The sequence below is a fragment of the Methanomassiliicoccales archaeon genome, from assembly GCA_013415865.1.
GTDB lineage: Archaea > Thermoplasmatota > Thermoplasmata > Methanomassiliicoccales > UBA472 > MVRC01.
Genome location: CP058896.1, coordinates 882,803 through 907,175 on the forward strand (window position 1 = coordinate 882,803; position 24,373 = coordinate 907,175).

General features: G+C 54.8%; 26 protein-coding genes. 9 read left to right on the top strand and 17 right to left on the bottom strand.

Annotated features, from left to right (window positions below; all coding sequences use genetic code 11):
• Nucleotides 1–2: 2 nt before the first annotated feature.
• The gene (locus HPY73_04275; protein ID QLH74738.1) at nt 3–1,100 is read right to left on the bottom strand and encodes a DegT/DnrJ/EryC1/StrS family aminotransferase; all 1,098 of its coding nucleotides are present in this window, start codon (nt 1,098–1,100) and stop codon (nt 3–5) included.
• 8 nt (nt 1,101–1,108) lie between these two features.
• Nucleotides 1,109–1,564 carry an N-acetyltransferase gene (locus HPY73_04280; protein ID QLH75661.1) on the bottom strand — a complete coding sequence of 152 codons (456 nt, stop codon included), beginning with the start codon at nt 1,562–1,564 and terminating at the stop codon, nt 1,109–1,111.
• Nucleotides 1,565–1,681: 117 nt separating this feature from the next.
• Between HPY73_04280 and HPY73_04285 the strand changes: the two genes are divergently transcribed.
• Nucleotides 1,682–2,476 carry a glycosyltransferase gene (locus HPY73_04285; protein QLH74739.1) on the top strand — a complete coding sequence of 265 codons (795 nt, stop codon included), beginning with the start codon at nt 1,682–1,684 and terminating at the stop codon, nt 2,474–2,476.
• Between the two features lie 78 nt (nt 2,477–2,554).
• On the top strand, nt 2,555–3,235 hold the full coding sequence (locus HPY73_04290) for a glycosyltransferase family 2 protein (GenBank protein QLH75662.1): 681 nt from the start codon (nt 2,555–2,557) through the stop codon (nt 3,233–3,235).
• On the opposite strand, the gene HPY73_04295 is transcribed toward HPY73_04290, so the two are convergent.
• The 5 genes from HPY73_04295 to HPY73_04315 all read right to left on the bottom strand — a co-directional run bounded on the left by HPY73_04295 (nt 3,195) and on the right by HPY73_04315 (nt 7,280).
• Nucleotides 3,195–3,761 (bottom strand): uracil-DNA glycosylase, encoded by a 567-nt coding sequence (locus HPY73_04295; GenBank protein QLH74740.1) that lies wholly within the window; start codon nt 3,759–3,761, stop codon nt 3,195–3,197. The genes HPY73_04290 and HPY73_04295 overlap by 41 nt on opposite strands.
• Nucleotides 3,762–4,292, bottom strand: a complete 531-nt coding sequence (locus tag HPY73_04300; GenBank protein ID QLH74741.1) for an orotate phosphoribosyltransferase — start codon at nt 4,290–4,292, stop codon at nt 3,762–3,764.
• Nucleotides 4,293–4,296: 4 nt separating this feature from the next.
• Entirely contained in the window at nt 4,297–4,869 is a 573-nt protein-coding gene (locus HPY73_04305; GenBank protein QLH74742.1) for a CDP-2,3-bis-(O-geranylgeranyl)-sn-glycerol synthase, read from the bottom strand.
• A gap of 26 nt (nt 4,870–4,895) precedes the next feature.
• On the bottom strand, nt 4,896–6,806 hold the full coding sequence (locus HPY73_04310) for an ATP-dependent DNA helicase (protein ID QLH74743.1): 1,911 nt from the start codon (nt 6,804–6,806) through the stop codon (nt 4,896–4,898).
• A gap of 75 nt (nt 6,807–6,881) precedes the next feature.
• Entirely contained in the window at nt 6,882–7,280 is a 399-nt protein-coding gene (locus HPY73_04315; GenBank protein ID QLH75663.1) for a hypothetical protein, read from the bottom strand.
• A 395-nt stretch (nt 7,281–7,675) separates the two neighbouring features.
• Between HPY73_04315 and HPY73_04320 the strand changes: the two genes are divergently transcribed.
• The gene (locus HPY73_04320) at nt 7,676–7,960 is read left to right on the top strand and encodes an MTH1187 family thiamine-binding protein (GenBank protein QLH74744.1); all 285 of its coding nucleotides are present in this window, start codon (nt 7,676–7,678) and stop codon (nt 7,958–7,960) included.
• Nucleotides 7,961–7,963: 3 nt separating this feature from the next.
• Here the strand turns inward: HPY73_04320 and wecB are convergent, their stop codons facing one another.
• The 4 genes from wecB to HPY73_04340 form a co-directional block, all read right to left on the bottom strand.
• Nucleotides 7,964–9,028, bottom strand: a complete 1,065-nt coding sequence (wecB, locus tag HPY73_04325) for a UDP-N-acetylglucosamine 2-epimerase (non-hydrolyzing) (protein QLH74745.1) — start codon at nt 9,026–9,028, stop codon at nt 7,964–7,966.
• A 93-nt stretch (nt 9,029–9,121) separates the two neighbouring features.
• Nucleotides 9,122–10,729: a phosphoglycerate dehydrogenase gene (locus HPY73_04330; GenBank protein QLH74746.1), complete on the bottom strand. Its 1,608-nt coding sequence runs from the start codon at nt 10,727–10,729 to the stop codon at nt 9,122–9,124.
• Entirely contained in the window at nt 10,729–11,730 is a 1,002-nt protein-coding gene (locus HPY73_04335; protein QLH75664.1) for an alanine--glyoxylate aminotransferase family protein, read from the bottom strand. The genes HPY73_04330 and HPY73_04335 overlap by 1 nt, the downstream gene beginning before the upstream one ends.
• A gap of 239 nt (nt 11,731–11,969) precedes the next feature.
• Nucleotides 11,970–12,932 carry a glycosyltransferase family 4 protein gene (locus tag HPY73_04340; GenBank protein ID QLH74747.1) on the bottom strand — a complete coding sequence of 321 codons (963 nt, stop codon included), beginning with the start codon at nt 12,930–12,932 and terminating at the stop codon, nt 11,970–11,972.
• Nucleotides 12,933–13,014: 82 nt separating this feature from the next.
• Between HPY73_04340 and HPY73_04345 the strand changes: the two genes are divergently transcribed.
• The gene (locus HPY73_04345) at nt 13,015–14,307 is read left to right on the top strand and encodes a nucleotide sugar dehydrogenase (protein QLH74748.1); all 1,293 of its coding nucleotides are present in this window, start codon (nt 13,015–13,017) and stop codon (nt 14,305–14,307) included.
• On the opposite strand, the gene ltaE is transcribed toward HPY73_04345, so the two are convergent.
• Entirely contained in the window at nt 14,308–15,342 is a 1,035-nt protein-coding gene (gene ltaE, locus HPY73_04350; protein QLH74749.1) for a low-specificity L-threonine aldolase, read from the bottom strand.
• 41 nt (nt 15,343–15,383) lie between these two features.
• Nucleotides 15,384–16,358, bottom strand: a complete 975-nt coding sequence (locus HPY73_04355) for a Gfo/Idh/MocA family oxidoreductase (GenBank protein ID QLH74750.1) — start codon at nt 16,356–16,358, stop codon at nt 15,384–15,386.
• An 86-nt stretch (nt 16,359–16,444) separates the two neighbouring features.
• On the opposite strand from HPY73_04355, the gene HPY73_04360 reads away from it, so the two are divergent.
• Nucleotides 16,445–16,621: a methytransferase partner Trm112 gene (locus HPY73_04360; protein ID QLH75665.1), complete on the top strand. Its 177-nt coding sequence runs from the start codon at nt 16,445–16,447 to the stop codon at nt 16,619–16,621.
• A 3-nt stretch (nt 16,622–16,624) separates the two neighbouring features.
• On the opposite strand, the gene HPY73_04365 is transcribed toward HPY73_04360, so the two are convergent.
• Entirely contained in the window at nt 16,625–17,782 is a 1,158-nt protein-coding gene (locus tag HPY73_04365) for a pyridoxal phosphate-dependent aminotransferase (protein QLH74751.1), read from the bottom strand.
• Nucleotides 17,783–17,946: 164 nt separating this feature from the next.
• Here HPY73_04365 and pdxS point away from each other — a divergent pair, with 164 nt between their 5' ends.
• Complete coding sequence (gene pdxS / locus HPY73_04370; GenBank protein ID QLH74752.1) at nt 17,947–18,855, top strand: pyridoxal 5'-phosphate synthase lyase subunit PdxS; 909 nt, start codon at nt 17,947–17,949, stop codon at nt 18,853–18,855.
• A 49-nt stretch (nt 18,856–18,904) separates the two neighbouring features.
• On the opposite strand, the gene HPY73_04375 is transcribed toward pdxS, so the two are convergent.
• From HPY73_04375 to HPY73_04385, 3 genes are all read right to left on the bottom strand, one after another.
• Nucleotides 18,905–19,564, bottom strand: coding sequence for a hypothetical protein (locus HPY73_04375; GenBank protein ID QLH74753.1), 660 nt, complete (start codon nt 19,562–19,564; stop codon nt 18,905–18,907).
• Nucleotides 19,561–20,631: a formate--phosphoribosylaminoimidazolecarboxamide ligase gene (locus tag HPY73_04380; protein ID QLH74754.1), complete on the bottom strand. Its 1,071-nt coding sequence runs from the start codon at nt 20,629–20,631 to the stop codon at nt 19,561–19,563. Before HPY73_04380 ends, HPY73_04375 begins: the two co-directional genes overlap by 4 nt.
• A gap of 77 nt (nt 20,632–20,708) precedes the next feature.
• Nucleotides 20,709–21,200 carry a hypothetical protein gene (locus HPY73_04385; protein QLH74755.1) on the bottom strand — a complete coding sequence of 164 codons (492 nt, stop codon included), beginning with the start codon at nt 21,198–21,200 and terminating at the stop codon, nt 20,709–20,711.
• Nucleotides 21,201–21,346: 146 nt separating this feature from the next.
• Between HPY73_04385 and HPY73_04390 the strand changes: the two genes are divergently transcribed.
• The 3 genes from HPY73_04390 to HPY73_04400 all read left to right on the top strand — a co-directional run bounded on the left by HPY73_04390 (nt 21,347) and on the right by HPY73_04400 (nt 24,311).
• Nucleotides 21,347–21,964, top strand: a complete 618-nt coding sequence (locus HPY73_04390) for a hypothetical protein (GenBank protein ID QLH74756.1) — start codon at nt 21,347–21,349, stop codon at nt 21,962–21,964.
• 128 nt (nt 21,965–22,092) lie between these two features.
• Nucleotides 22,093–23,427 carry a DNA-binding protein gene (locus tag HPY73_04395; GenBank protein ID QLH74757.1) on the top strand — a complete coding sequence of 445 codons (1,335 nt, stop codon included), beginning with the start codon at nt 22,093–22,095 and terminating at the stop codon, nt 23,425–23,427.
• Nucleotides 23,424–24,311, top strand: coding sequence for a hypothetical protein (locus HPY73_04400; protein QLH74758.1), 888 nt, complete (start codon nt 23,424–23,426; stop codon nt 24,309–24,311). Before HPY73_04395 ends, HPY73_04400 begins: the two co-directional genes overlap by 4 nt.
• Nucleotides 24,312–24,373: the final 62 nt, after the last annotated feature.

Sequence of the window (24,373 nt, forward strand, 5' to 3'; positions counted from 1 at the left end):
TTTCACCTTCCATAGAAAGACGCCACCGTCTCTGCCACCTTTCTCACCTGTTCATCCTTTAAGGATGGGAAGATAGGTAATGACAATAAGCTTTCTGACAATGCTTCGCTGACTGGGTGATCCCCTGGCTTATATCCATATCTCTGAACATATACTGGCTGTAGGTGGATCGGGACGGGGTAATGGACCCCGCATTCGATGCCGTTGTCGTTCAGGTGCTTAGCCAGGCCGTCCCGGTCCTTGCACTTGATCGCATAAAGATGATATACCGGGCTGACGTCCTTGTCGGGCCTAGGTGGGCGGACGACCTCCTCCACGTCCTTTAGAAGAGAATCGTACCGCCCTGCTATCGCCCTCCTTCTCTCGTTCCAGGAATCCAGATACTTCAACTGCACCAGACCGAAGGCGGCGTTGCCTGTGTTGAGCCTTGAAGTGAAACCTATGACGTCATGCACATACCTGGACACCCTGCCGCAGTCCCTCAGCTTTGCTATCTCCTTCGCCAGGTCCGCGTCATCGGTTGTTATCATGCCGCCATCCCCTCCAACGGTCATGTTCTTGGTGGGATAGAACGAGAAGCATCCGATGTCGCCGATGGCACCTGCCTTCTTCCCACGGTATAGTGCTCCGTGCGCCTGGCATGCATCTTCAATGACCTTGATCCCCTTTTCTCTTGCCAGGTCGTTGATCTCGTCCATTTTGCATGGGTGGCCGAAAAGATGCACGGGCAGCAACGCCCCAGCCCTCGAAGTGAGGTTCGCCCTTAACTTTTGCACGTCAATGTTGTTGTCCTCATAGCATACATCCGAGAACCTCGGCACAGCACCTGCCTGGACCGCCGCATTTGCCGTGGCGATGAAGGAGAGAGGGGTTGTTACAACGTCCTTTGATTCCAACCTCGATGCGATCATTGCCAATCTCAGAGCGTCCGTCCCGGAGGATACGGATACGGCGTGCTTCGTACCTGTATACCTGGCGAACGCCTCCTCAAACCTATGTACGCTCTCGCCGAGCACGAGCCTTTCATTCTGAAGGGCGCAGGTCATCGCATCTATCATCTCCTTGGTGACCTCAGGTCTCCCCAAAGGTATTCTTTCCATCGTTGTTATCACCTCAATCTCTTGACCGGTCTGGCAGGATTGCCGACCACTAATGTGTCAGGCGGGACATCTTTGGTGACTACCGCGCCGGCCCCCACCATGGCCCCTTCCCCTATCACGACGCCGCACACTATTGTGGCATTGGCCCCTATGGAGGCCCCCTTCCTGACAAAGGTGGGGATGACCTTCCAATCGCCCACCGCCCTTGGATAAATGTCGTTCGTGAATACAACGTGCGGTCCCACGAACACCTCTTCCTCTATCTTGACGCCAGTAGGTATGAAAGCGAAGGCCTCGACCTTGCATCGGTCCCCTATCTCGACCCCGCGCTGTATCTCTACGAAGGCCGCTATCTTGCAGTCCTTCCCGATCTTGCACCCGTAGAGGTTCACGAAATCCCTGACTATCGTGCCCTCCCCGATCTCGCAGTCCTTGATGGAATAAAAGTCCGCCAACAGTCTCATGTCCATAGGTGTATTGTTTAGGCCATAAAAGTATGATGGCCCTGAGTATCGGTATTGCAACTGATGATATTCCTCTGACAATTAATATATCCCAGGCCAACATCTCGATATGTTGCCATGTTGGTCAGCGTCGTCCTTAACGTGATGAACGAAGAGAAGAACATCGGGGACCTTCTCGACAGTCTTGTCATACAGGAGCAGCCGATGGAGATAGTTGTTGTGGATGCTGCCAGCAAGGACCGGACCAGGGAGATAGTGAGGTCCTATATGGAACGGTACCCCTTCATAAGCCTATATGTAAAACCTGGCAGGAGAGGAGAGAGCACCAACTATGGCATAGACATGTCCAAGGGTGATATCCTTGCTTTCATCGGAGGGGATTGCATCGCAAACCCCTTCTGGATAAAGGAGCTGAGAAGGAGCATAATGGAGGGCAACAAGGTCGTCGTCGGCAAGACCATCACCCTGGGATTGGATGCCTGGGTGGCCTTGGACAGGGTGGAGCTCTATTTCAAAGGTGTCGACATCTCCTGGCCAAGCTGCAACGAGGCCTTCGTCCGGGAGGCGGTGATCGAGGCGGGCAAGTTCGACCCTTGGTTCATAACGGCCGAGGACATCGACCTCAACCTGAGGGTGGTGGACAAGGGATACAAGATCGTCTACAATGAGAACGCCATTGTCTATCACAGGCACAAATCGACCTTGTACAGGTTCTTCAAGCAGGCCTTCTGGAACGGGGCTGGAAGGAAGCAGCTGACAATGAAACATGGTAGGCTCTGGTCGTCCTATGACCCCCTGAAGATGTTCCGCCAGAAGACGACCTTCTGGTCCTTGAGCAGGCTTACGGTGGCGATGATGGGGTATGTTGCCTTCAAGTTGTTCGGGGACCGTCCGGGAGAAGGACGTGCCTAGGGCTACCGCTCCGAGGCTCATGTCTTTCTGACAACCATTTTATGAAAGAAGTCCGTTCGCTTAGCGTCAGGTGGTCCACTGAGGGTCAGCGTCATTATCCCAACGATGAACGAGGAGCAGGGCATTGGGGCCGTCATTGACTCTGTCGTCCGCGCATTCTCCGGAACAGACCTTGAGCTTGAGGTGATGATAGTCGATACTAGGTCCAAGGACCGGACGGTCGAGATCGCGAGGGAGAAAGGGGCGATAGTCATCGATGAGCCGAGGAGGGGGTACGGCCGTGCCTACAAGACCGGTTTCGAGAGGGCATCGGGGGACGTCATAGCCACTTTGGACGCTGACTGCACATATCCTGCTGAGGAGATCCCCCGTCTTGCAAGGATGTTGGATGCAGAGGGCCTGGACTTCATAACCACCAACAGGTTCGCTGATCTGGAAAAGGGGGCCATGAGCGCAAAGCATCGGCTAGGCAACAAACTGCTGACCCTGACCATGAACGTGCTCTTCGGGGTCATGATAAGGGACTCGCAGAGCGGCATGTGGGTCTTCAGGAGGTCCATTGTGCCTAAGCTCGACATAACCAGCGATGGGATGGCCATGTCCGAGGAGATCAAGCTGGAGGCCTTCAAGAAGGTGCGGTCCAAGGAGGTCCCGATAGCCTACAGGAAAAGGGTCGGAGAGGTCAAGCTCTCCTCGTGGAAGGATGGAATAGGGAACATCAGGTTTCTTTTCCGGAAGAGGCTGACGTTCGAACATTGAGATGGTCCCTCACCATCCTCATCGCATCGATGAGCCTTGACCTTGCCTCCTTGTTGTAGATGCAGGCGCTCGGATGGAACGTAAGGAGGACGTCCATTGTCCCGATCCCTTCGATGTCCACCTTGACGGTCCTGTTCGCTACCTCTGAGACCTTGACCTCTGAGCCGAGCAGCGCCTCTATAGCTGTGCTGCCCAAGGCGACGATGAGCTCCCTTCCCCTCAGCTCGTCCATCAGGTATCGCCGACAGGCGGCAAGCTCCTGAGCATCAGGCCTCCTGTTGCCAGGGGGCCTACATTTGACCGTGTTGGTGATCATCACGGACCTTCGGTCGAGGCCTGCCTCCTGCATGCATTTGTCCAACCATTTCCCTGCCCTTCCGACGAAAGGCGCACCGAGCCTGTCCTCGCTCTCGCCCGGTGCCTCCCCGACCAGAACGACAGGCGAGGAGAGGTCACCGGAAGGTGGTACTACCCGCGTCCTCCATGCGCTCAGCGGGCATAATGCACATTCAAGGTCCAAGGACATCTACTTCCTCAGCACGTCCGTCGCAGTGACCAGCGAGGAAAGCTCCACTCCTACCTCCTCGAGCTTCTTCCTCCCGCCTTCCTCCCGGTCGACGACGGAGAAGACGTTCTCGACGGTCAGGCCCTCCCCTCTCAAAACCTCGATGGCGTATAGCGCCGACCCGGCCGACGTAACAACATCCTCGACGACGAGGACCTTCTCACCTCTCGAATAAGCTCCTTCGATGAGCTTCGTTGTGCCATGGTCCTTCTTCTCCTTCCTGACCATGATGAACGGTATGCCTGTCTTCAGCGACAGCGCAACGGCAAGAGGTATCGAGCCAAGGACCACTCCTGCGATCCTGTCGACCTTCATTCCCTTCATCGCCAACAGCGATGACATCTCCTCGGCGATCAAAGATAATACCTGGGGGTCTGTGCTGGCCTTTTTTATGTCGATATAATAGCCGCTCTTCTTCCCTGATGCCAAAGTGAAGTCCCCATAGAGCAGGGCACCGCACTCGACCAGAGCCTTTCTTGTCCTTTCGCTCATCCGATCACCATGGTACCTTCTTCAGACCCTTCTTATAGCCTATGATATTGACCCCCCGGTGCAACAAGGGGGTGATGATGAGCACCGAGAGGAGGCTTATTATATGCTCCCCCTCGACGAACGCCCCGATGAACCAGGATGGGTATATGGCCAAGGACAGCAGCATTGCACCAGCGATGAAGTTGTACTGGTCCAGGACAGGGGCTTTTGCTCCCCGTTCCAAACCAAGCCTCCGTTTGATGAACGCCCCGCATAGGTCACCAAGCAACGAGCCAAGCGCAAGGACGAACACCAATCCCATGGAGTCAGGGAGATCCCCGAACCCCCAATAGGCAGAATCGTCGAATGGGTATGCTACATATAGTTGCAACAGCCCCAAGGCCGTCCCCGCCGAGACCCCTCCTATAAAACCTCTCCAGGTTTTTCCTTCCCCTAAAAGCCTCCTCCCCCTCCAGGACCGCCCAAGGTCGATCGGCCTGCCGCCGCCGAATATGACCGCCGCGGAATTGGGCAGATAGGCAGGCAGCATGAGCCAAAGACCGGCCGCCACATATATCAAGAGGCTCAGTAGGTCCATCGACCGGCCCATTACCTGCGGCCCCATTAATCTTTCTCAGCCTGACCTCTAGACCTGAAGAACCGTACCAGCTCGTTTACCGGGGCCTCCACGGCCCTCATATCCATCCTATCGGCGAACTGCTTTGCCCTCCGGTCAAGTATCACCGCGGCGCCGATGTCCGTCTCCGTCCTTATAAGGCGTCCTATCGCCTGTGCCATTTTTCTATAGGTGGGTGCCTTGACGGTATATTCCCACCCCTTCCTGAACTTCGTCTCATAGAAGTGCATCAGCGCCCTCTGCTTTGCGGTCGGCTTCGGATAGGGGACGCCGACCAGCACCGCGACCTGGAGGTCCTTGTCTGGGAAATCGATCCCCTCGCTGATCCTTCCTCCCATCACAGCGAACAGGACCGCACCCTCGTCCCTCTGTCCCTTGAACCTGGAGACGACCTCCATCAGGTCCGTCTGGGCCATGCCTTTCTCCTCGACGTGGACCTTCCTTTTGATCCTTGCGAGCGTCCTGTCGGCGATGAAACGGTCCATCATAGAGTATGAAGGGAAGAACACGACGGTGTTCCTGCTCATCACATTGCATATGGCCACGACATGGTCCTCCATCCTTGTGATCATCCCATCGTCCTGGGCCATCTCCTCATATTTCGTGGTCACATCCTCGACGTACATGACATCCCTGTTCTCTTTTGCGAAAGGAGAAGGGAAGGTGGCCATGGATGTGTCGGTGGGGAGCCCGATCGAGTCCCTGTACTCCACGAGGGGCACGAGTGTTCCGGACATGTGAATGGAGGCACCACAGCTCAACAGGACCGAGGTCGTCACAACAGGGTCAAGGCAGAAGGCCTTGAAGCTGGGGTTCTCACCTCCTATCACCAGCTTGACATACTCACCTTCCTCAAGGGATGCCCAGTTGTTGATGAAGGCCCCCATGGCAAATATATACGACCTGGGCAACCTTGATTCCTGGAGCTTTCTCTCCCTTATGACCTCCCCTTGCTCCATCAACGCCTTCGAGATGGTGAGGATCCCACGGGAGGACGTCGTGAACGCCTCCATGAGACCCTCCTCAAGGAAGGAGGGGGGTATCAGCCCATCCTCATCTATGAGATACTCACCGACTGCGATGTCGAGGAGCTTCTTGATCTCCTGTGCCACATCCCTTATGCTCACCCCGTCCAACACCTCGGGGTCTCCATACTCGTCTATCTCCTTCTCGACGGAGTCGATCGACCATCTGCTCATCTGGAAGCTCTCTACCTCCCTGGTATATTCCGGAAGGTTATGGGCCTCGTCCACTATGACCACAAGGTCCTCCATCGCAACGTCCATCCAGTCCAACAAAGAGTTCCTTATGAAAGGGATGAAGAAATATGCGTACGGGGCCGCCACGACCCTTGCTTCCCTTGCCAGCTCCTTCATGAGCTCGTGTGGGCAGAGACCTTTGGAGTCGCAATGATCGACGAACTCCTCGGCCGTCGGTAAGTTGATGCGACAGTAGTTGAAGACCCCGTCCATGTCGGATAGCCTGGTCTCTTGGAAGAACCTGCAGCCGCCCTCCTTGCCCTGCAATACCTTCCTTTTCTTCTCCCTGCACAATCTTGACAGTTCCTCAGGGGAGCCTGCCCTAAGGTCCGGGTCCCTTCTGAAGAGGGGGCAGGTCACCTGCCTTCCCTGTATCGCGATCCCGAAGACCTGATGTTTCGCCGAGATCCTTCTCAGCTCCAACATCACCTGCCTTTCCTGGGAGTTCGTCCTGGTGAGGTATAATACCTTCTTGCCGGTCCGCAGGGCCGCCTGAAGGCTGCCGGAAAGGGCGCATATGGTCTTGCCCGTACCAGTACCTGATTCAAGAATGAGATGTCGGCCTTCCTCGGCCACCTTCTCGACGAGCGTGACGAACTCCTTCTGATAAGGTCTCGGCTCGTAAGGGAAAAGCTTCATCCATCTGATTAATTGGTGTACTTTAGAATATGGTTTCGTCGAGGTCCCCGAAACTAGGGACCGCCCGTTTATCGTTTATTTTGAACGTTGCCAGATCTCGTCTGGAACATCGCCATAGTTGAATGAAGAATCGTCCGACCTGCCCCCTTGCCCCCCATCAAGGTTGATCAGCTCGAAGATGCGTTCCTTCCTGAAGAGCCAATAATGTATCCTCCACTCTCGGCCATCATACAAGGTCGTCTCCTCCCTTTCGGTCGTCAGGATGCCGGTGTCCTCCAACTGATAGAACGCATCGCGGTCCTCCGGTTCCAGCACGTTGTCGATTATCCTCTCGCTATATCCAAAGAAGTTCAGGACATGCTGCGCCATCCCACGGGCCTGCTCCTCTGGCATTCCATCCTTATCGATGCCGTTGCGTATCGCCTGGGTAAGGTGGTCGACCGTCAACGTTGTGCATTTATCATCAAAACAGATCTCAAAAGTAGGTTGTTTATCGGCCCCGCCTGCGATCGGGTAGTCGTTCTTGATCGTCTGTGCACCGACCATGCTCAATGAGGCGGTCTTTCCACTTCCACTCTTTCCGCTGGAAAAATTGCGGGACTTGTTAGTGTTGCTCTTCATTGTTATAGGCCCCTTTAGAGGTGATTTACGGGATAAACGGTTTTTATGAATATTATAAAAGGAAATCATTTGAGATTCTGTATATATAATATTTGGTCCGAAAAGATGCGCCGGGCGATATGTGAAAAGAATATCATAAGATATGAAAGATCGTCACCTGCCATCATCGATCGACCTCTAATAAGATTTATAAAGAACCTATCTGAGGTGGATATGGGATAAGGCACGAGGACCTGAGGTGACCTCATATGATAGCGGAATTCAGCATCGTTCCCTTAGGCAACGGGGTCGGAATAAGCGAGTATGTCGCTGAGTGCATCAAGATCGTGAAGCGGTCGGGATTGGACTTTGAGCTGACGCCGATGGGGACCATAATCCAAGGAGACCATGAGACAGTCATGTTGACGATATCATTGTGCCACAAGAGGGTGGCGGAGATGTCCGACAGGGTCATCACCCATATAACCATCGATGATAGGAGAGATGAGAGGCCCATGCGCAGAAAGGTGGAGAGCGTTCTCGATAAGATCTGAAGCTCAGCTCAGAAATGCCTCCTCGAGGATGTGGACGATCCTCTCGCTCACCCTCTCATCCCCGTACGAGATCTGAGGTGCATCAGGTCGTGGCCTGAGGACCGCCTGCACGATCTTTTCCTTCGAGGCGCCTGCGAGGACGTTCCATCCTCCATCAAGCGTCTCGACCCACTCGGTCTCGTCCCTCATTGTGGTGCATGGTACCTTGAGGATGTACGCCTCCTTCTGTACCCCGCCCGAATCTGTCAGGATGTGCGCCGCATGTTTCTCCATCGCAGTGAAGGTCACATAGTCCATCGGTTCCACCACCTTTATGTTCTTGGATGATAGGGCTTTGTCCATCATGCCCCAAGAATTCAAGTTCTTGACCGTGCGCGGGTGAAGGGGCAGCACGACATCCATCCCAAGGTCCGCCATTGCCGATAGTATCTCTGACATGTTCTTCCTTGAATCGGCGTTCTCCTGTCTGTGCACCGTGGCCAGGACATATCCCCCGACCCTTACCCCATACCTCTCCACCATGGACCTGTCCAATCTAGGACACATCTCCAACAGCGTCTGTGCCATCGTGTCGCCCACCACATGAACGTTCTTCGTAATGCCCTCCTTCCTTAGATTGTCAGAGGCGACATCGGTCGGGCAGAACAATATGCTGGATATGTGGTCGGTGAGGACCCTGTTTATCTCCTCGGGCATCGACCTTCGGTATGACCTGAGTCCTGCCTCTACATGGGCCACGGGCATCAGCATCTTCACCGCCGCCAATGCACCTGCGAGGGTCGAGTTCGTATCGCCATATACGATGACGACGTCCGGTCTTTCCTTCATCAGTACGTCCTCCACCGCCGAGAGCATCCTGGCCGTCTGCTCTCCGTGGGCTCCCGAACCTATCCCTAGGTTGTGCTTTGGCTCAGGGATGTTCAATACCTCGAAGAAGACCTGGCTCATCTTATAATCATAATGCTGTCCTGTGTGCACGATCACATGCTCGTGCCTTTTCATGGCCCTGTGGATCGGCGCCAACTTGACGAACTGAGGCCTTGCCCCCACCACTGATAGGAACTTCACACGACGTCATGAGCGCTGGCAGTAATAACACTTGCCGATAGTGATGATAGGCTAGGGCCACAGGAAAATAGGAGGATGAAAGGGTTTCTGTTCTCAGATGTTCATGTACTCCTTGGTCCGCATGTGGCTGAGCGTGATATATCGGACCTCGTTGAAGTTCTGAAGCGCCCTGAGCTCCTCAAGGACCGTCTTGTCCACAGGGTCGTCCACCGATATGAGCATGAGCGCCCTTCCCAACTTCCCGACACGCCCGACGCCCATCCTCGCGATGTTCACCTTTCTGGACCCGAGCGCGTTGCCTATCTTACCTATCATACCAGGCATATCATCATGCTTGGTCAATATGAAGTCGCCCTCCAGGGGCATGTCCAGATCGAACTCGTCCACACCTAGGATCCTCGGTTGGTCCGACGGGAAGGCCGTGCCACGGACCTCATGCTTCGTCCCGTCGCTCGATATCCGGACGACGAGCATGTTCGTGAAGAGCCCGGCCTCATCGACCTTCGACTCGACGACCTGTATCCCCTTCTCTCTAGCTATCGATATGGCATTGATCACGTTCGTGGTCTCTCCAGTTACATTCTGGAGCACGCCTATGAGGGCGGACACGGTGACCATCTTCGTGTCCAGGTTGGCGATCTCACCGTGCATCTCGACCTCCACCTTCTTCACTGGACCGTCAACTATCTGCATGCAGAACGAACCGAGCCTCTCGGCGATAGGGATGAACGGTGCCACCTTCGGGTCCACCTTGCTGATGGGGGCGTTCACGGCGTTCGTAATCTTGTTCTCCAGAAGGAACAGCTTCACATGCTCGGCCATCTCCACAGAGACCTTCTCCTGCGCCTCCTTTGTGCTTGCGCCCAGGTGCGGTGTCAGAACAACGTTGGGGAGCGTCAGGAGCTTGGATCCCTTCGGGGGCTCCTTCTCAAAGACGTCCAATGCGGCCCCAGCTATCCTCTTTGTCTCCAACGCCTCTACCAAAGCGTTCTCGTCAACGATCTCCCCTCTAGCACAGTTGATGAGGACCGCATGGGGCTTCATCATATCGAACTGGGCCTTACCGATCAGATGATGCGTCGTTGGTGTGAGAGGTGCGTGTATGGTTATTATGTCAGATTCCTGAAGGACCTTGTCCAAAGGCAGGAGCCTGACGCCTAGCTTTACCGCTAGCTCCTGTGAGATGAACGGGTCATATCCGACAAGCTTCATCCCGAAGGCCTTTGCCTTCTTGGCCACCTCCCCGCCGATCCTTCCAATGCCCACGATGCCCAGGGTCTTCCCGCTGAGCTCTATGCCCATGAACTTGCTCCTTTCCCACTTGCCCTCTTTCATTGAGACGTCAGCCGAAGGGATGTTCCTGGCCCAGGCTAGCATCATCGCCATCGTATGCTCGGACGCCGAGATTATGTTCGCGGCCGGCGTGTTCATGACCAGCACCCCGCGCCTGGTCGCAGCCTCAACGTCCACGTTGTCCACACCGACACCGGCGCGTCCGACCACGCGTAACTTCTTACCGGCCTCGATCACCTGGGCGGTGACCTTGGTTCCACTCCTGACGATCAACGCCTCATAGTCACCTATGATTTTGATGAGCTCCTCCTGAGAAATCTTCGGCCTGACGTCCACCTGGATCGCCCCGTCCTTCGTGAGCATCTCGATGCCCTCCTTGGAGAGCTCGTCCGTGATCAGTATCTTCATTACATCCCCTCCAGCACTGAGTCCATTGCACTGAGCAGTTCCTGTATGTCCTTGGTCGTCAGGTCGCCCATATGTCCGATACGGAAGGTCATGTCCTTCACCCTTCCGTAACCTGGGGAGACCTCGAAACCTTTCTCTTTCAATTTCTTATCGAATTCTGAGAAGTCGAACTTTCCGGTCTCGATGACACTGATGGACCTTGAACGGAAGCCGTGCTCAGCGAAGAGCCCGAACCTCTTCTTTGCCCAATCATGCACCATCTTGGTCATCGCCTCGTGCCTCTCGAACCTCGCTGCGGACCCTTCTTTGAGCCACTTGTCGAGCTGATAATCCAGCCCATAAAGTAAGGATACCGCCGGCGTTGTGAGCGGCAGGTCCTTGTCCGCGAACTTCTTTATCTCGAGCAGGTCGAAGTAGTAACCTCGGTTCTCGACCTGTTCAGCCTTCTTAAGAAGCCTATCGGAGACGCAGATTATCGCCAGGCCTGGCGGGAGGGCCAATGCTTTCTGGCTTCCGAAGACCAAAGCATCAGGCCGCATCTCCCTCAACCTCATGTCGACCGCGCCCACCGCAGTTACACCGTCAACGAACAGCAGTGGGTCCCCATTATCCCTGACCGCCTCAGCAAGCTCGACCATCGGATTCAGCACGCCCGTCGACGATTCATTGGAAACGATGGTGACGGCCTCCGCATCCTTGCTGATCCTTCCATCGATGTGCTCCTTCCTGATCGCCTTCCCCCATTCACAGTCGATCTTGTCCACGAGCTTTCCGTTGGCCGTCCCGATCTGTTGCCACCTGTCACCGAATGATCCGTTCGAAATGCCGACCATCTTCCTTTTCACGCCACAACGGACGCAAGACTCGAGGAATCCTGTCGCGGAGCATGGTGAAAGGTAGATCTCGAGGTCGGTGTCCAATGCCTTGTGCAACTTCTCGACGATGCCCTTCTGGAGCTTCTGATATTCCTTACCTCTGTGGATGATCATCGGTCTGCTCATCGCCTCGAGCGTGTCCGAGAACACTTCCACCGGGCCAACTGTGAAAAGCCTGTTGCTCAAATCATCGCCTCTTTCTGTGGTCCGTGCGCATCACAGACCGAGACTCTGTCCCAGGTCTGGAGAACGCACATCCTTGTCAGACGCATGACAAGGATTGACAAGAAAGCCATAACATGGACAATTTAAATAAACTTTACCAGGCCGTCAAGCACCGATGATTCTTATAGGAATAGTATCGCTCACGCTATCGCCGAATAGATCCTTTCAAATGTTTGGACTATCTTGTTTTGATTGTGTTCCCTGAGCGCATATTCTCTGCCCTTTCTCATGACAGTAGTAAGACGGTCAGCGTCGGTGATAAGACCCTTAAGACATTCTGCCAACGATAATGCTGTTGGCTCGGCCGGAGATACGACCCCGATGTCCTTCGGATATCTTTGCCTCATTTCATCATCGATGAAGGCCACGGCCACCTTTCCAAGTGCCATCGCCTCGATCGAGGTCTTACCGTAGATGCCAGCTATACCTGTGACGCTTCTATCTGATATCCAATCGATAACGATATCCGACCTTCTAATAGCTGATATAGCCTCATCATGAGGGACGTGCTCGAGGACCGTGAACTCGATTGCCAGGCCATCTTTTTTCAAAAGGGAGATCGCTTCGAGCACCTTATCAGTACCTTTGATCGTCCTGTCGGTCGGCATATGAAGGATCTTTATCGTACCTGATGGAGGGGAAAATGGCACGTTAAAAAGCTCATCCTTGACCGGGTTCGGTACATATTCAGCGTCCTCCCACCAGTCAAGAAGGTCGGGCGTGGCGACCACCTTGGCGTCGCCAAGAGAGCTATAGTAGGCCCCGTAACCCAATCTTGTTTCTGACCCATGATAATGAAGGAGAATGGGCCTTTTTCTTATCGCTCCCAACCATACGAGGTCGGCCCTTTTCCAATTAATTCCTGTGTGGACATGAAGGACGTCATATCCAGAGGATATCCTGATGACCTCCTTCATCCCCTTTAAACTTGTGAGCGTCATCCCTTTGAGGGGGACCTCGTGGTCGACCGGGAATTTCATGGGGTTGGGCCATGTCACCAATACATCCGAATCAACGCCTGATCTCCTTTGAGCATCTCTAAGCTCAGATGCCACTCCGGCAGGATTCTCGATGTGTAAGACCCTCAATGCCCACACGCTCATGCAACTGATGCCATGGCTTGATATTTTATTTTGATCCCTCCTTAGAACATTCTTAAAATATACGCGAGGCATAAGATGCCCGATGCCAAGGGAGACCGCAGTCGTCGTAGGGCTTGGTTATGTCGGGCTTCCGCTCGCCTGCCTTCTTGCTGAGAGCGGATGTCAGACATATGGAGTGGATATCGATCAAAGGAAGATCTCCACCATTATGCAAGGGTTGAGCCCTATCAAAGGAGAGGAGCCAGGCCTTGTGGATCTTATTGAAGAGGTTGTCAAGAACGGGGACCTGAGGGCGACCTCGGACATCAGCGTGATCGCAAAGGCCGACGCTGTGTTCATATGCGTTGATACTCCGGTCGTCGAAAGGAGGCCCGATCTCACCATCCTAAGGAACGTACTGGGAGATATCGCAAGGAACTTGAAGACGGGGCAGTTGGTATCGGTCGAATCTACCTTGCCACCAGGCACATGTTCGTCTTTGGTCATACCGGTCCTCGAGAAGGGGAGCGGTCTCAAGGCAGGCAAGGACTTCTCGCTGGTCCATTGCCCGGAGAGGGTGATGCCTGGTAAGTTGTTGACCAATATGCGTTCGGTCGAAAGGGTGATCGGAGGCCTGGATTCTACGTCCATCAGAGCGGGCGCTTACTTCTATTCGAAGTTCGTCAAGGCCGAGCTCCACCCCACCGACCTTCTCTCAGCGGAGATCTCAAAAACGGTGGAGAACGCCTATAGGGATGTCCAGATCGCCTTCGCCAATGAGGTCGCTCTTTTATGCGAGGCGCTTGGCGGGGATGCCTATGAGGTGAGACGGCTCGTCAACACATGTCCGTTCAGGGACATGCACGTCCCAGGGTCCGGAGTGGGGGGGCATTGTCTCCCCAAGGACCCATGGCTTCTTCTCAGCTCCGCACCGGACGTAAATGCCAAGGTCATCCCTTCTGCAAGGGCGGTCAACGAGGGGATGCCTGAGCACCTTGCCGACCTTGCCGTCAGGGCATTGAAAGAACGTTTTGGAAATGGGAATAGACCTAAGGTGGCGGTCATGGGCCTGGCATTTCTGAGGAACTCCGATGACACCAGGAACTCACCGGCCGTCCCGGTGATCGACAGGATGATGTCTCTGGCCGATGTGGTCGTCCATGACAGGTTCGTCAAGGAAAGATATGTTGCCCCGCTGGTCCGCGACCCCTATGAGGCGATCAAAGGAGCGGATTGCGCGATATTCGTCACAGACCATTCAGAATATCAGTCCCTCGACCTTGACAGGTTGAGACATGAAATGAGGACCCCCATACTGATCGATGGAAGAAACATCTTCAACGCCAGCGATGTGAGGAAGAAAGGATTTTATTATTCCGCCATTGGCAAGGGCTGATCAGGAGAGCGCCCTTTCTATCCTCGCCACGGTCTCCTCGATATCCTCTTTTTCGATGCCATGGTGGGTGACGAACCTCACTGTCTCTGGCCCGAAGGAAAATATCCTGATCCCGTTCCTGGCGCACATCTCCACGAACCCGTCAGAGCTCATCCCCGTGCCCTTGACGTTGGCGATGACTATGTTGGTCTGGACCGTCCTCATGTCTATCTCGATGCCGTCGATGTCCTGAAGTCCTCTCGCCAGCATGGCCGCGTTATCATGGTCCTCCTTCAATCGATGGACCATCTTGTCCAAAGCGACAATGCCTGGGGCAGCGATGATGCCTGCCTGGCGCATGCCTCCCCCTACCATCTTTCTGTTCGCCCTCGCCCTTTCGATGAAATCATCGCTCCCCAACAGGACCGAGCCGACAGGGCAGCACAGCCCTTTCGACAGACAGAAGCTCATGCTGTCCACATGTCTCATGAACTCCCTCACGCTGACGTCCAGCGCGATGGCTGCGTTGAATATCCTTGCTCCGTCGATGTGGACCTTGAGGCCGTGGTCCGTGGCCACCTTGCTCACTGACGCCACCTGGTCGGGGGTCCAGCAACAGCCTCCGGCGCGGTTGTGCGTGTTCTCTATCTCCAACAAGGTCGAAGGGGGGTAGTGCAATGGGTCATAGGGCCTGATGGCCGCCTCGACCTCCTCGGCGGTGAAGACCCCTCTTTCACCCTTGATGAGCCTTGGGATGGCGCCCACCAGGGCGGACATCCCTCCCACCTCGTAGTAGTACATATGGGCCTCAGATTCCAGGATTATCTCGTCACCGCGCCTGCAATGGGTCAGCATCGCGACGAGGTTACCCTGCGTCCCGCTCGGCATGAGAAGCGCTGACCCAGCACCGAACATACGTGCCGCCTTTTCTTGAAGGCGGTTCACCGTCTCGTCCTCTTTTTCAACATCATCGCCCAACGGGGCTGCCATGATGCTCTCGAGCATCTCCCTGGTGGGTTTGGTCACGGTGTCACTTCTAAGGTCGATGGTCCGCATGGAATGATCCCTCGTGGGTATGCCGATCAAGATAAATAGATTTACAATGGGACCTTTGTCCCCGACCTCAGCGATTCCTGTGCCGCCTCGCAGACCTTGAGGTTCGCGACCGCGTCCTCTCCACCGACGAACGGCCTGGAATGACCTTCGGAAGCTGCAAGGAAATTCTCAAGCTCCTTCTTCAACGGTTCCTCCTTCCTAACAGAGATCCTTCTCACGTCATGTTCGATGAGTATCCTGAACATATCCCCGGGGTCGAGCTCGGGTATCCTCGTGGTCGAGATCTCAAGGCTCTGGTCGGTGTAGTCGAGCTGGACGAACCCTGTGCTGCAGGTGAAGGACATCTTCCTGACCTTCATCGGTGTGAGCCAGTTCACTTCGACGAAGGCCACCGCGCCATCTTCCATCTCAAGAAGAAGGTTCGCATAGTCCTCGAAGCCGGTCCCTTGATACCTGCCCCCAAGGGCATACACCGAACGGAACTCCGAGGCCGTGACGTACCTGATGACATCGATGTCGTGTATCCCCAGGTCCATGATGACGCCCACGTCCCTTATCCTCGAAGGGAATGAAGAGACCCTCCGGGAGGCAAGGGATATCACCCTCCCGAACCGACCTTTGTCGATGGCCTCTTTGGCGACAGAGACCACCGGGTTGAACCGTTCTATGAAACCTGAGTAGAGGGTCACCCCCTCCTTCTCGGCCGCCTTGGTGAGCTCCTCGGCCTTTTTACTGTCACCGGTGAACGGTTTCTCGACGAGGAGTGACCTGCCTCTCCTGATGACCTTCATCGCCATCTCGTAGTGGAATGAGGTGGGGGTGCATATGCTGACGGCGTCGACCCTGTCCAACAGGTCGTCCAAGCTGTCGAAGGACCCGATGTTGAACCTCTGGGCGACCTTGACAGACTGGTCCTTGACCGCGTCATGGACCCCTATGAGGTCCGCTATCTCGGAATATACCCGTACGTGGTTCTGGCCCATCGAACCGACGCCGATGACCCCGACACGCAACATGTCCTGGTCATTCCTTGGAGGGATATTAATCGTTCGGAGTTTTTCTAAGGAAGGAATAAATCGGTCCGACGCTGTTGCCGGATATGATGAAGCGCGACCTCCTCGATATCTTGGCCTGCCCGGTCTGCAGATCATATCCGTTGGGGCTAGAGGTTGAAGAGGCGGACGGTGATGAGGTCGTCAGGGGTTCTCTTATCTGCCCTGGCTGCAAGGCCATCTATCCGATCGAGGGGTCTATACCCAACATGATCCCGAAGAAATGAGGATCATAGGGAGGCCATCGCCCTCTTTATCCTCTCCATTCCCTCGATGATGTCCTTCCTGCTAGCCGCATACGAGACCCTTATATGGCCTTCGCCCGATGGCCCAAACGCGCTTCCAGGCGTGACCGCGACATGCGCCTTCTCGAGGAGCAATGCGGCGAGGTCCTCAGATGGCATTCCCTTATCGTACGACGGGAATAGATAGAACGCCCCTTTAGGTCTAGGGCAGCTCAAGGACGGTATCTCCTGCATCAGGTCATAGATGAGGTCCCTTCTCGCCTTGAACTCCTTCTTCATCTCCTCCACCGCGGTCTGCGGGCCCTTCAACGCCTCGACGCCTGCCTTTTGAACAAAGGAGGTGGCGCAGGTTATCGATTGTGTCTGAAGTTTGTTGAGCTCCTTGAAGATAGGGGGTGGCGCTATGGCCCAACCGAGCCTCCAACCTGTCATCGCATAGGTCTTTGAAAAGCCACCCAGAGTCACCGTCCTCTCGAACATCCCTTCCAAAGATGATATCGAGATGTGCTCACCCTCAAAGACCAGTTTCTCGTAGATCTCATCGGATATCACATAGAGGTCATGGTCCTTGGCTATGTCCGCCACACCTTTGATGTCCTCCTTGGACATCACCGCACCGCAAGGGTTCGATGGGGTGTTGATCACAACCAACCTCGTTTTTCTGGTGAGCGATTCCATCAGTCTCTCGGGCGTGAGAGTGAACCCCTCATCCTGGCCCAGCCTGACGTAATTGACCTTTCCGCCTGCCAATCTGGCACAGGCATCGAAGGTCCCCCATTCAGGGTCGGGTATGGCGACCTCGTCCCCTTCATCAACGAGGGCCAGCATCGTCATGAATATCGCCTGCTTCGTTGGCGTCACAAGAACGTTCGCGTCCTCGCACGGGATGCCGTTGTTTGCCCTTAGCATGCTTGCTATGGCCACCCTGAGCTCGGGTATGCCCGCTGAAGGGGTATAATATGTGAAGTGGTCCCTCAGAGAGACTATGCAGGCCTCGGTTATGTTGTCAGGTGTCGTGAAGTCAGGCTCTCCCATCGAGAACGAGATCATGTCCTTGACCCCCTCCTGTCTGAGCTTGCTGACGACGTTGGCGATCTTCACGGTCCCTGACTCGGGCACATTCCCCATCCTTCGAGCTACCATCGATGCGTGCTAACGTGTATGGTATCTTTATTCCTTTTCATGTGCCAACAGGGCACGGCCGGGGTTTTTCCATGTACATTATTGTTTAATTATCTACTATTTTGTTCATTTGGTTAGAAATACTTTTATAACAAACTTCCGCTAAACGCGACCGGTGAGAGGCAATGGTTTTCGAATTGGACCTTACCAAGCTCCGGTACGGAACAGAACTTGTGAAAAGAGGATTTGCCAAGATGCAGCAGGGGGGCGTCGTAATGGACGTAACCAATGCGGAGCAGGCGGGCATCGCTGAGGATGCCGGAGCTGTGGCGGTCATGGCGCTGGAGCGCGTTCCGGCGGACATACGCGCACAGGGGGGCGTCGCCCGGATGGCTGACCCTAAGAAGATCAAGGAGATAATGGATGCAGTCACGATACCGGTCATGGCAAAGTGCAGGATAGGTCATTTTGTGGAGGCCCAGGTGCTGGAGGCGCTGGGCGTCGACATGATAGATGAGTCGGAGGTGCTCACTCCGGCAGATCCGTTCTTCCATGTCAACAAGAGCAAGTTCACGGTCCCGTTCGTCTGCGGGGCCAGGGACCTTGGGGAGGCGCTGAGGCGTATCGATGAAGGAGCCGCGATGATAAGGACGAAGGGAGAGCCTGGCACCGGTAACATCATCGAGGCCGTGAGGCATCAGAGGATGGTGATGGGAGCGATACGCGAGCTGAAGGGAAAGGATCGTGAGGAGCTCGTCGCGGTAGCACGTAAGATCGAGGCGCCCATCTATCTCGTCGAGGAGGTGGCAAAGCTGCAAAGGCTGCCAGTGATCAACTTCGCGGCAGGTGGTGTGGCGACGCCTGCGGATGCGGCCCTGATGATGCAGCTGGGGAGCGACGGCGTCTTCGTAGGGTCCGGGATATTCAAGTCCGACAATCCAAAGGCTAGGGCAAAGGCCATTGTCGACGCTGTCACCAACTTTGATGACCCTCATGTCATCGCGGAGATATCCAAGGGGCTCGGCGAGGCCATGCATGGCATCGAGATCGCTACGATCCCTGAACAACAGAGGATGCAGGAGCGCGGTTGGTAATCAACATATGTCCTGTTCCTTTCAGATGACAGGACCTACTTCCCCTTTTTCATTTAGGAAGGCACCGGAGTATCTCGGCCGTCACCGCGTTGATGTTGAGCCATTCTGACCCCAGGGTGACCGCAATGTCGGCAAGGTCGTAGGCAGGGCTCTTATACTCCCCCTCGGGGAACCCACCGAACATTATCGCCGCTGTCTTCGATTCATAGCCCTTGAGGAGGCTCTCAAGTCCCTTTATCTCGCCGTGGGGCGACATCACAACGTTCAGGTCTGCCCCGATGCTTGTGAGAAGGTCCTCGAGACCTGATACGCTCTCTATCGTTATCGTCTCGTCGCCAGACCCTACGTGCCCATTTGAATAGAGCTGCCCCAGCATGTGCAGGAACTCGAAATAGTTCTGCGGGACATAAGCTCTCCTTCCGAACCTTATGACCTCGTCGTTCCTAGTGTGCACGATGACGTCGATATAGCCTCTTCTGTATGCGAGAGAGCTTATGCACAGTGAAAGGGCATGGTGCACTATGTCCGGCCTTCCCCTCCGGGTCCCTCCCGACATGTATCTGAGGACGTCCGCATGCAGCCAAGAGTCGAGTATGACCTCCCCTTGGCCGAAGATCGTGTCGGAGGTCGCCCTGAACCTTGCGCCCTTGGCCTTCTCCCTGGGCAATGTCTCTATTTCTGAATCGATGATAAGTATTGTCGCCCTCATGAGACCACCAGGTCTATCAGGTCCTTCTGTAATGCAACCTTGATCTCCCTCGAGATCCTGCGGCCAGTGCTCATGCCGGGTTCGACCAGGTCCGCATAGGGAGAGCCAGAAACGAACGGGTTGGAGCCGGCAACTATCCTGGAGGATATCTCAAAGACCTTGAACTCGAGCTTGTCGGTGACTATCGTCTCAAGACAGAACGGCCCTATCATGCCGCCAAAGAGCTGTTCGGACCTCTCGACGACCTTCTCGCCCATCTCAAAGACCTTGGGCAGAAGGCTCTCCCTTATCACGACCGGGACGTTGCCTGTCACTACGAAGGTGGGGAAGTAGCCGAGCTTCTTAAGTTCCTCCGCCGCCCCGAGCTTGTACATCTCGTCTATGTTGCTCTCGTCCCTGCGGTCCATGGACATGAGCTCGATGCAACCATCGCTGACGCGGTAACCATCCTTTTTTATTGGCGAATAGAAGTAATGCAGATAATATCTGGTCCCGAGGATGTATTCCTGGATGGTGAAAGGCTGCTCCATGTCGATCCCCATCTTGAAGTCCATATAGTCCTTGGCTATAAAGAACCCCCTCCCCCCCTTGGCCCCCCAGTACTTGACAAGGACAGGGCGGTCGATGGACTTGGGGTCCTCGATGACGCGTGGCATGTCGATGCCGGCCGACTCTATCCATTCCCTCATCTTGCCACGGTCGGACTCCCAACCCAGGACCCTCCTGTTACCAAAGGTGGGGATAGGCATATCCTCGAACTTGCTGGTGCCCATATACTCGACGAAGGAACCATGGGGCACGATGATGATGTTCCTGGCGAGGAAGTCGTCCGCCTTATCAATGAGGTCCGTGTAGGATTCCAGTTTTATTATCTCGTCCGGCTTTGCGAGCGGGAAAGCGTCATAATGCCTGTTGTTAGGCCTGACCGCCAGACCGAGCGTCCTGAAACCTTCCTGCTTGGCCCCGTGAAAGATCTGAAGCGAGGAATGAGAACAGAGCGTGGCAATCGTGATCTTGTCCTTTTCATACTCGGACAGGACCTTTGAGATCTTACTCTTCGGAACCATTATTGTAGAATTTGTATTGGTCTAATAAATGTTTCCAAGGACCTACAAAGAAACTATATGTCTTAATGGCCGTTAAATCATACCAATTTATAACCTAGCCATTCAAAGAACGCCCAGACGATGACCACTCGTGTGATCCCTGCAAAAAAATTCACGATCACGAACTTCCGGACCTCGAGGGTCGTACCTTCCTTATTGAACAAAGAGAAGACGTATAGAACGGCGGTATCGCTCATCAGGGGAACGCTCAGGAGCAGGTACATGCCAACATATTTGAGCTTGGACACGAACCATTCTGAAAACCTCACCACCAGCCCGAAGAACTTCCATTTGACCGACCATTTTCTCACGAACGCCTCGATCTCGTACCCGATGTAGAAGACGATCATGCTGCCGACGGCCTTTCCTGCGCCAAGGGCCAATGCTTTGACGACCAGCGGGGTGTTCGAACCCCCGAACAGCACTATCTCGACGGGTATGGGCAGGAACACCGCCGCTGCGACGGCATATAGGAACAGCAAGATGGGGTAGAGGATCACGTCCCCCTCCATCTGCGAAAGGAAGTCCATCAGGCCCATTGTGGGGCATATGGCGACCTTGATAATAAATACAATACCACCTACAGATGACTCCCAAGGCTCTCGTGAAATGGATTTGGCCAGATTCTAGGATATCTATTTATTTACGTAGTCTTATTATCCGGCGGGGGATATATTTGGCTCCTGAGAAATCTGGTAAGGACGACTGGTTCAGCAAGCTCGATGCAGAGCTCGAGAAGAAGACGATGGCCGTGTCCCGCGACCGTGACGAGCTCCATATGCAGAAGACCAGGATCAACAAGATGCTCATCGAGGATTTCTGGAACATCCTCAACCGTTTCGGCAAGATCGGCGTGAACATGACCATGGAGCCGACCTATAGCACTTTCTTCGCCTTCGAGAAGGACACGTTCCCGGAGAAATGGTCGTTCAGACCGGATGTGGATTTCGATCTCGTGAACAACCTTCAGCTCATCGACCGCTCACAGGTCCAGGGACGTATGGGGGATTCGCTCAAGGTTTGGCATTACTCGGCCGAAGCGACCCCTCGTGTCCGCATAGTCTTTGACTACTGCGAGGGCGAGCACTATTACAAATATGCTGGCTGGAAGCGCATATTCGGACAGTTCGTCCTTTATGACTCGGAGCTGGCCACCGCAGACCCTGACAGGGTCCATGAGATATTGAGGGATGTCATAGTGGCATGGTACGAGTCCCATCTCCGGAACAACAGGGACATATTGATCAGCCATCTTAAGGAGAACTACGAGAAGGGAGAGACCTTCACAGAATGATCTCTTAAACCTATTCCGCCATCCCCCGGCCGGGCCTTGTCCTTCTACTTTCGCTGAACCCTTGAATAGTTCATTTAAGGGGTATTTTGATATCTTCCTGCCGAACTGCCTATGGCAGGAGGGATTTCATGGACAAGAACGAGATCGCACCCCATGTAAAGGAGATCGCCAGGGTGCTGGAAGGAAAAGTGGAAGAATCGAAGATCGAGGAAGAGCTTGAGAATTATCTGAACGTCTACCGTGTCTCTCTGGACACGGCGAAGAGGAGCGTCGTCAAGAGCTTCGGCGGTGACCCGAACGCCCTGGGCAAAGAGGCTCCCAGGAAGATCGCCGACATCAAGGGCGGTGAGGCGTCGGTCGACATCCTCGCCAAGGTCGTCACTGTGAACCCTAAGGAGATCCCTGGCACTGATGGAAAGCCGGCTAAGCAGATCGTCTACGGGATAGTCGCCGACGACACTGGTTCGATGTCATACACGGCATGGGACCCTTCCAGGTTCCAGGCAAGGCCGGGCGATGTCGTGCTGATCAAGAATGGATACACCCGCGAGTACAACGGAAGGGTGGACCTGAACCTCGGGAGCAGGGCGATAGTGGAGCAGAGGCCGAAGGATGATATGCAGGGTGGCGAAATGTCCATACGCTCTTCCTACAGCGCAGGACCTGTCAAGGTCTGCGAGCTTTCAGACGGGATGAACAATGTGACGGTCTCGGGCCGGATCTTGTCGGTGGAGAGGCGGGAGGTCCCAACGGAGGATGGACCTAAGGTCGTTTTCTCAGGCATCTTGGAAGATGATACGGGCCGCGTGCAGTACTCAGCATGGCATGATTTCGATCTCAAGCCGAACGAGGTCGTGAAGATCACCAATGGTTATGTCAAATCTTGGAAGGGGGTCCCCAAGCTGAACTTCGGTGAGAAGGCCACGGTCAACAGGCTCAGGATAGAGGATCTCCCAGAATTAAACAGGGGAAAACCAAAGCCAAGGACCATAATGGACATCGAGAAGGTAGGTGGAGCGACCGACGCTGTGGTCGAGGGTACGATTGTGGACGTCAGGGAAGGTTCCGGACTGCTCAAGAGATGCCCTCAGTGCAAGAGGGTGGTCCAAAAAGGGGCCTGCCTTCTCCATGGCAAGGTCAATGGAACAGATGATCTCAGGACCAAGGCGGTCCTGGATGATGGGGAGGCATCGATGGCGGTCATATTCAACCGTGCGGTGACCGAGTCCGTCCTGGGTTTGACCTTGGAGGATTGCAAACGCAGGGCCCAAGAGGCGATGACGACGGACGTGATCAAGGAGATGATCGAGGAAAAGATCTTGGCCATGCCGATGAGCGTCAGAGGGAACGTTCTGAAGGACGATTACGGTCTCATGATGATAGTCAGCGAGGCGAGCTTCGTCAATGTGGACGTGAAGGAGGAAGCGACCAAGCTCCTTACGAAGTTGGAGGGGTTCCAATGATCTCAAGGGAGCTATCGTGGAGGGTCTTCGCTGTAGAGTTCAACTCCTCGAGGCTCGAGATAAAAGGCGAGGGCGACAAGGCCCCATCGCACCTGGTGACGCCTTTGGGTGCATCGATAAACCGACTTTTTGTGGTGGGCGTCCTCACCGACATAGATAACATAGGCTCGGAGGAGGAGCCTATGTGGCGTGCAAGGATACAGGACCCGACCGGTACTTTCTATCTTTCTTCCGGTCAGTATCAGCCAGAGGCCACCGCGGCACTGGCGAAGATCCAGCCTCCTAAGTTCGTTGCGGTCATTGGGAAGGTCCGAACCTACTCCCCCGAGGAGGGGACGATGTACGTTTCCATCAGGCCTGAGAAGGTGCGCGTCGTCGATGCAGTGACCAGGGACCTTTGGGTCCTTGACACGTGCAAGGCCACGCTCAATCGCATAGAGGCAATGGGGGAGGCGAAGGAGATGTCCAAGCCCACGGCCGAGGCGCTCGTCAAGCTGGGCTTCAGCCCGATACTGGCGGACGGCGTCATCAAGGCCATGGAACATTACGGAGAGGTCGACCTTAAGCGTTACCAGGAGGCTGTCCTAGATGCCGTGAAGTACCTGCTGCCAGAGACCCAGGCTGGCCTCGCGGTCCATGAGGAGGTCCCGGACATACCGGAAGAGATCGAGGAGGAGACCGAGGAATCGGTCGACAAGGAAAAGACCGTTCTCCAGTTGGTCGAGAGCCTGGACAAGACGGGCAAGGGGGCCTCCTGGGACGATATCGTCAAGGAGGCAGAGAAGAAGAACATCGGGCGGGACGAGCTGGACGAGATAACCAACTCCTTGCTTGACAAAGGTCTTGTCTATGAGCCTGCCCTGGGCAGGATGAAGATCATCTGAATGGAGCCCGCGGGGACCGTGCCTGGTCAGGCCATTCTCCCTGCATTTTCTCTTTTTTTAAG